Annotated in this window: 5 protein-coding genes; 4 read left to right on the forward strand and 1 reads right to left on the reverse strand. The window is 36.5% G+C overall.

Annotation, left to right across the window (positions count from 1 at the left end; all coding sequences use genetic code 11):
- Both pruA and AC23MC_RS14845 read left to right on the forward strand, forming a co-directional pair.
- A complete protein-coding gene (gene pruA, locus AC23MC_RS14840) occupies nt 1–1626 on the forward strand; it encodes an L-glutamate gamma-semialdehyde dehydrogenase (RefSeq protein ID WP_487569108.1) in 1626 nt (541 codons plus the stop codon).
- Between the two features lie 105 nt (nt 1627–1731).
- The gene (locus AC23MC_RS14845; RefSeq protein WP_487569107.1) at nt 1732–4005 is read left to right on the forward strand and encodes an esterase/lipase family protein; all 2274 of its coding nucleotides are present in this window, start codon (nt 1732–1734) and stop codon (nt 4003–4005) included.
- A gap of 141 nt (nt 4006–4146) precedes the next feature.
- Here the strand turns inward: AC23MC_RS14845 and rsmG are convergent, their stop codons facing one another.
- Nucleotides 4147–4776, reverse strand: a complete 630-nt coding sequence (rsmG, locus tag AC23MC_RS14850) for a 16S rRNA (guanine(527)-N(7))-methyltransferase RsmG (protein ID WP_487569106.1) — start codon at nt 4774–4776, stop codon at nt 4147–4149.
- A gap of 106 nt (nt 4777–4882) precedes the next feature.
- Here rsmG and AC23MC_RS14855 point away from each other — a divergent pair, with 106 nt between their 5' ends.
- On the forward strand, nt 4883–5977 hold the full coding sequence (locus tag AC23MC_RS14855; protein WP_487569105.1) for a fatty acid desaturase family protein: 1095 nt from the start codon (nt 4883–4885) through the stop codon (nt 5975–5977).
- Nucleotides 5978–6020: 43 nt separating this feature from the next.
- On the forward strand, nt 6021–7205 hold the full coding sequence (locus AC23MC_RS14860; protein ID WP_248435640.1) for a pyridoxal phosphate-dependent aminotransferase: 1185 nt from the start codon (nt 6021–6023) through the stop codon (nt 7203–7205).
- Nucleotides 7206–7510: the final 305 nt, after the last annotated feature.

Consider the following 7510-nt stretch of genomic DNA (forward strand, 5'->3'; position numbering starts at 1 on the left):
ATGTTAAAAGGATTTTTTCACGTACCCAAAGCCATCAACGAACCCGTAAAATCATACGCTCCCAACAGTCCTGAAAAAGCAGCTGTTTTAATGGCTTACAAAGAAATGTGGAACAGCAAAATCGATGTACCATTATATATAGGTAGCGACGAAATTCGCACCAAAAATACGCGTAACATGACGGCTCCACACGATCACAAACACATCGTAGGAACCTATCATTTAGCCGAAAAAAGTCACGTAGAAAAAGCAATCGCAAACGCATTAGATTCCAGAAAAGCTTGGGCAGCTATGCCGTGGGAACAACGTGCTGCCATTTTCTTAAAAGCAGCCGAATTGATTGCCGGACCGTATCGTGCCAAAATCAATGCCGCCACAATGATCGCTCAGTCCAAAACCATTCACCAAGCTGAAATCGACGCTTCGTGTGAATTAATTGACTTTTTGCGATACAATGTTGAATTCATGACACAAATTTATAACGACCAACCCGCTTCCGATTCTTCGGTTTGGAATCGTGTAGAATACCGACCGTTAGAAGGATTTGTGTATGCTATTACGCCATTTAACTTTACAGCTATTGCCGCCAATCTTCCTGCCAGTGCAGCCATGATGGGCAATGTGGTGATTTGGAAACCAAGTGATAGCCAAGTATTTTCTGCAAAAATCATTATCGATGTTTTCAAAGAAGCAGGAGTTCCGGATGGTGTAATCAACGTTGTTTTTGGAGATGCTGTGATGATTTCCGATACTATTTTTGATCACGCTGATTTTGCCGGAGTTCATTACACCGGTTCAACGTTTGTTTTCAAAGAAATCTGGAAAAAAATCGGAACCAACATTCACAAATATAAAACCTACCCAAGAATTGTTGGCGAAACAGGCGGAAAAGATTTCGTTTTAGCTCATCCAAGTGCCAACGTAAAACAAGTAGCTACCGGATTAATTCGTGGTGCTTTTGAATTTCAAGGACAAAAATGTTCGGCCGCTTCCAGAGCTTATATTCCAAAAAGTTTATGGCCAGCTGTTGAAGCCGAATTAAAATCGGAAATGGCAACCATCAAAATGGGTTCACCCGAAGATTTTTCAAATTTCTTTACAGCGGTAATTCATGAAGGTTCGTTTGATAAATTAGCCAAATTCATCGATCAAGCTATAAAAGACAAAGATGCCGAAGTAATCATCGGTGGAAATTATGATAAATCAGTTGGTTATTTTATAGAACCTACGGTTATCTTGACTTCCAATCCAAAATATGCCACTATGGAAACTGAATTATTCGGACCGGTTTTAACCATTTATGTTTACGAAGATAAAAAATGGAAAGAAACCTTAACATTAATTGATGAAACTTCAGAATATGCCTTAACAGGAGCTGTTTTCAGTCAAGATCGTTATGCTATTACCGAAGCAACGCAAGCCTTAGAAAATTGTGCCGGAAACTTCTACGTTAACGACAAACCAACCGGAGCCGTGGTTGGAATGCAACCTTTTGGTGGAGCAAGAGCTTCCGGAACCAACGACAAAGCGGGCTCTGCACAAAACTTATTGCGTTGGGTTTCGCCAAGAACAATCAAAGAAACGTTTGTTACACCTGAAAATTACCGTTATCCATTCTTGGGTTAATTAAGTATAAATCAAAAAATTTGAAAGTCCGAATGTTAACTATTCGGACTTTTTTTTATATTTGATAGAAATAAACCAATTAACTTCAAAAATCATCTCTGGCCAATGAAAACAAAAATTACGCTCTTCGCTTTATTTTCAATTTTATTTTCTTTTGCTCAAAAAGGAGAATATGATTTATTGAAAGAACATACACAAACTAAGATTTTATACAATCAGGTTTTTGATATTTCTAAAATCACCAAAACCAAAAAAGATGAAATTTCTGCGATGTATTTCAGACAAGTCTATCACGAAATTCAACGTGCCGATTTTTTACAGCGATTGCCAAAATATGAAATTCTGAAAGAAGAGGCAGATGATACTTTTTTTACTAAACAAATTCCACTTTCTATTTTAATTTCTGAAGTGGAGACCATCAAAACAGAAGTATTAGAAAGCAATATCATCTCTAAAAACAACAATCAATTTGTGTTGAATAATTCGTCTGCTGATGCTTTTCAAAAACATGAGATTGAATTGATGGCTCCGTTGGTTTCAAAATCAAAAAATAAATCAGTTGAATTTATTTTGAAAGACAAAAATATTTTTAATACAACTTCCAAAAACATTAAAGCTATTTACATCAGCTTTACCGACGAAAGTCTTTGGCAAACAGTTATCATTAATCAACCTATTAATGTAAATTTTGCAACTTCCGGCAAAAAATCAATTTCATTTAAAATTGATTTCACCAACGGAGAAAGTAACATCATCAAATCAACTTTCGATGTTCAAGGAAGTTCAACCACGGCCAATCGCAATGGAAATGATATTTTAGCCGAAACAATTACCGCATCCATTCCATATCAAGGTTACGGCGAAAGTGTGGCTTATTTGGGTCAAGGCGAATATGAAATTTACTTAGATAACGTTAATCAAGTTTTAGACAAACCCATTTTTCTAATCGATGGTTTTGATCCGGGCGATACAAGAAACACCGAATTAATTTATTCTCTTTTGAATTATGGTGACACCAATCAAAATTTAGGCGACATCGTTCGCAACGAAGGTTTTGACATCGTTGTACTAAACTTTCCACAATATTCTCCCACAGACGGAATTGTGATTGATGGTGGAGCCGATTTTATTCAACGAAACGCAATGATTTTAGTAGAACTTATCAATCAAATTAATGCTCAAAAAGTTGGAACAGAAAAAAATGTTGTGATCGGACCGAGTATGGGCGGACTCATTTCGCGTTACGCCTTGCGATATATGGAACAAAATGATATGGAACACGACACACGTTTGTATATTTCGTTTGATACGCCACATTTGGGGGCAAATGTTCCGATTGGGTTTCAGCATCTTTTTAATTATATGGCAAATGGTCCGTTGGGCGATGTAACGTTGCAGGAAATTGTAAACAGCGTAATTTCGAGTCCTGCAGCCAAACAAATGTTACTGGATCATTTCACCGGACATTTGCAAACCGGAAGTGCGACCGAGTTTGATAATGCCATTCAATTGCCAACCGGAGCTCCGAATTTTAGAACAGCTTTTCAAAATGAAATAAACGCAATGGGATTTCCAACTGAAACCAGAAACGTAGCCATCAGCAATGGAAGCGGAAACGGAACCATGACCGGAACCCCGGGAATGTTTGTTTTGGATGATTATATTGTAAATGCCACCGACACGCAAAGAGCACGTTTTGATGTACGTTTTACACCACCGGCAGGCGTTTCAAATCAATTGGTAAGCCGATTTAGAGCACAACAATTTATTTTTATTTGGATAACCGCATTAACAAGTCAAGCCAATGCAGCTTCTCCGGCCTCTTCTTCCGGATTTGATTCTGCACCAGGCGGGATGTTTAATGTTGCTGATTTTACAGAAGCCGCAAGCGGCAACCCTACTGTGGATGACTTTTTAGCAAACTTAGCGATTGACCGTTTTTGCTTTATTCCAACGTTGAGTTCTTTGGCTATTAGCAATCCAAATTGGTATGCAACCGTGAATGATGCGTCAATTACACCTTTTGCAGCCACTTTTGTTCCAACAGAAAATGAAGATCACGTGACGTTATCTGCAGGAAATGTAGAATTTGCTTTGGAGGAAATTTTGAACGAACCGTTATCTGTTGAACAACCAATTTTATCTGAAAATATTATCATCAAAAACCCTATTAAAAATACGATTGAAATCTACAGTTCGAATTTACTTTCAAACGCAACTATTTTGATTGTTGATGCTTCGGGGAAAAAAGTTTTTTCGCAGAATAACATATCAATTGAAGGAAATCATCAAGTAGAAATTAATTTATCAAACGGATTTTACTTTTTAAAAATTGAATCTGCTGAAAGAAGTTTTGTTCAAAAGTTGATTAAGAATTAATTTTTATAATTATATTTCCTAAAAACAGAAATAGAACCTGTCGTGTCATTTCGACGAAGGAGAAATCACATATCGTGAGCAAATTATGTGATTTCTCCTTCGTCGAAATGACACAAAAAGGCGAAGTATCTAAATGTTTTTTTACACTTTAAACTTCAACGGCAAATGCACGACTTTCTTCGTTTCAAAAAATTCTTCTGAAAAATAATCCGATAAATTATATTCTGTAGCTTTTGGAAAATCTTTTAATTCTTCGGTTAAATCGCCACCTTTCAAATACAAAATTCCATTTTTAAGTTCATGATTATTTTGTTTTTTGATTTTATCTTTTATCCAAGAAACAAAATCCGGCATGTTTGTTACTGCTCTACTAACGATAAAATCAAAATCACCTTTGACATTTTCGGCACGTAATTGTTCGGCTTTTACATTTTTTAGTCCTAAAGCCGTTGCCACTTCATTAACCACTTTTATCTTTTTTGCAATTACATCAATCAAATAAAAACGGGTCTCAGGAAATAAAATCGCTAACGGAATTCCCGGAAAACCACCGCCGGTTCCCACATCCAAAACCGTCGATTTTGGTTGAAATTCCATTACTTTGGCAATTCCTAATGAATGTAAAACGTGTTTCACATACAATTCATCAATATCTTTTCGGGAAATTACATTGATTTTTGCATTCCATTCAGGATATAATTCGCCTAATTTTTTGAACTGAAGTGCTTGATTTTCAGATAAATTAGGAAAATACTTTAAAATTTCTTCCATATTGTGCTATTTTTAACAAAAGTAAGCATTTTGGTGTTGAAATTTTATTGTTTGTTCAACGTTATGATTTATATTAATACTTACCTTTGAAAAAATTTTTAATTACATGAATACCACAATTCCAACATTCTCTAAAGAAGACAATCTAAAGTTTTTTAGAACGCTTAATAGTCGAGTGAATAATTACTTCAAAGAAAATAATCTACAAAAAACCGGAAACTGGAAACTTCACTTGAAAACAATCGTGATGTTTACTATCTTTTTAACTCCTTACTTCTTCCTTTTGGCTATGGATATGCCATTTTGGACGTATCTTTTACTTAACGTCGTAATTGGCGTTGGAATGGCAGGCGTTGGAATGAATGTAATGCACGACGGAAATCACGGTTCGTACTCTAACAAACCTTGGTTGAATAAAATTATGGGTGGAAGCATTTATATTCTTGCCGGAAATGTGTACAATTGGCAAGTTCAACACAATGTTTTACATCATACTTATACCAATATCGTTGGTCACGACGAAGATTTGGACGCTGGTCGAGTTATCCGATTTTCAAAACAATCAGAATGGAGATATTTTCATAAATTTCAACATTATTATTCTGTTTTCTTATATGGTTTACTAACATTCAATTGGGCAATCACTACCGATTTCAAACAAATGCGAGCTTATTTGAAACGTAAATTATCCTACGGAGAACCAAAAAGTCCTAAAATTTTATGGACAACTTTAATAATTACTAAAGTGATCTATTTTTCAATTTGGTTAGTAATTCCAATGGTTTTAGGAATCACTTGGTGGAAAGTTCTATTAGGTTTTGCAGTAATGCATTATACAGCCGGTTTAATTTTAAGCATTGTTTTCCAATTAGCTCACGTTGTTGACGAAACTACAAATCCGGTTCCAAACGAAGTTGGTGAAATCGAAAATACTTGGGCAATTCACCAACTATTTACAACCGCCAATTTTGCTCCTAAAAACTGGATTGTAAATTGGTACACCGGTGGTTTAAATCACCAAATTGAACACCATATTTTCCCTCATATCAGTCACGTTCACTACGGTAAAATTGCTGATATTGTGAGAGAAACTGCCAAAGAATGTAATCTTCCTTATCACGAATTCAAAACCATGAGAGCTGCGGTTATCGCTCACTTCAAACATTTGAAAGAGTTGGGTCAAGAACCACAAATGGCGTAACTAGATTACTTTTTAAAATTTAAACACACAAAACACAACTATAATGAATTCGTTATCGGATAGAATTAACAATTTATCTACTTCTCAAACCTTAGCTATGGCAGCATTGGCAAGAGAATTAAAAGCTCAAGGAAAAGATATCATCAGTTTAAGTTTAGGCGAACCTGATTTTAACACGCCCGACTTTATTAAAGAAGCGGCAAAAAAAGCAATCGACGAAAATTACAGCACTTATTCGCCTGTTGATGGTTATGCCGAATTAAAAGAAGCCATTTGCAGAAAATTCAAAAGAGATAACAATTTAGATTACAAGCCGGCAAACATTGTTGTTTCCACCGGTGCAAAACAATCACTTTACAACATTGCTCAATGTATGTTGAATGATGGTGACGAAGTAATTTTACCCGCTCCGTATTGGGTGAGCTATTACGAAATCATCAAAATGTCAGGCGGAATTCCGGTTGAAGTTCCAACTTCCGTAGAAAGTGATTTTAAAATCACTGCCGAACAATTAGAAAAAGCCATCACACCAAAAACCAAAATGATTTGGTACAGCTCGCCTTGCAACCCAAGCGGATCTGTTTATAGTCGTGAAGAATTTACAGCCATTGCCAAAGTCTTGGAAAAATACCCAAACATTTACGTGGTAGCCGATGAAATCTACGAACACATCAATTTTTCAGGAACTTTTTGCAGTATTGCTTCCGTTCCGGGAATGTTTGAAAGAACTATCACTGTGAATGGTGTCGCCAAAGCATTCGCAATGACAGGATGGAGAATCGGTTATATCGGAGCACCGGAATTTATTGCCAAAGCGTGTACAAAAATGCAAGGCCAAGTGACTTCAGGAGCCAATTCTATTGCTCAACGAGCTACGATTGCCGCTGTGGATGCCGACCCAAAAGTGTTGAATTATATGGTGGAAGCTTTCCATAAAAGAAGAGATTTAGTCGTTGGTTTAATCAAAGAAATTCCGGGTCTAAAAATCAATGTTCCGGAAGGTGCATTTTATGTATTTCCTGATGTATCGTCATTCTTTGGAAAAACATTACGCGGAACCCTAATCAAAGACGCAACCGATTTTTCGATGTATTTGTTAGCTGAAGCGAACGTAGCCACAGTAACCGGAGATGCCTTTGGAAACCCCGATTGCATTCGATTTTCCTATGCAACCAGCGAAGAATTGCTCACCGAAGCAATGCGAAGAATCAAAGAAGTTTTAGCATAATATTTATTCAGCCTCAAGGAAACTTGGGGCTTTTTTTATAACTTTGGCGTGTCCACAAGGGTCGGGCTTTTCGTTGCAAGTCCTCGTCCAAAGGTTGGTTTTTGTCGGGTTGTGCTCGGCTTCCGTTGGTCGCCGGCACAACCCGTAAAAACTCAACCTTTGTGCTGCGGGCTTTCCACTTCAAATGAAATTCACTGAACTCCAATGGAAATAAAAATAAAGTGAAGTAATCCCTCACCTTTACTTTGCAAAGTGTTTTAATTTAGAATTTCAAAAGGAGTTAATTAGAAAAAGTTTAAATTTAT

The sequence above is a fragment of the Flavobacterium sp. T50_26 genome, assembly GCF_057652995.1.